The organism is Pseudomonas sp. FW305-28 (assembly GCF_017351395.1).
GTDB lineage: Bacteria > Pseudomonadota > Gammaproteobacteria > Pseudomonadales > Pseudomonadaceae > Aquipseudomonas > Aquipseudomonas fluorescens_AA.
Window position 1 is genome coordinate 1 of the sequence record NZ_JACNDD010000310.1, and the last position, 455, is coordinate 455.

Consider the following 455-nt stretch of genomic DNA (forward strand, 5'->3'; position numbering starts at 1 on the left):
CCGATCCCCGGCAGGGCCTTGAGCTGGGCTTCGATTTCCCCCAACTCGATGCGAAAGCCACGGATCTTCACCTGGAAATCATTGCGGCCCAGAAACAGCAGCACGCCGTCGGCGCGCCAGCGCACCAGGTCGCCAGTGCGGTACAAGCGTGCCCCGGGCGCCTGGCTGAAGGGGTTGGCGACGAAGCGTTCTTCGCTCAGTCGGGGTTGGTTCAGGTACCCCAGGGCGAGTCCATCACCACCAACGTACAGCTCGCCGGCCACCCCAATCGGCACTGGGCGGCGCTGTTCATCCAACACGTAGGCCTGGGTGTTGCCCACGGGCCGGCCGATGGGAATGTCACCGGCCAACGCATCCGCGAGGGTGATGGCGTGAGTGGTGGTGAAGGTGGTGTTTTCCGTCGGCCCGTAGCCGTTGAGCAAGTGCTGGGGGGGCGAATGGCGCAGGACCTTTTT

General features: G+C 65.1%; 1 protein-coding gene. It reads right to left on the reverse strand.

The window, feature by feature from the left end; all coding sequences use genetic code 11:
* Window positions 1–455, reverse strand: a 455-nt coding sequence (locus J4E53_RS30570; protein ID WP_207268299.1) for an AMP-binding protein, incomplete at both ends; no start/stop codon positions are given.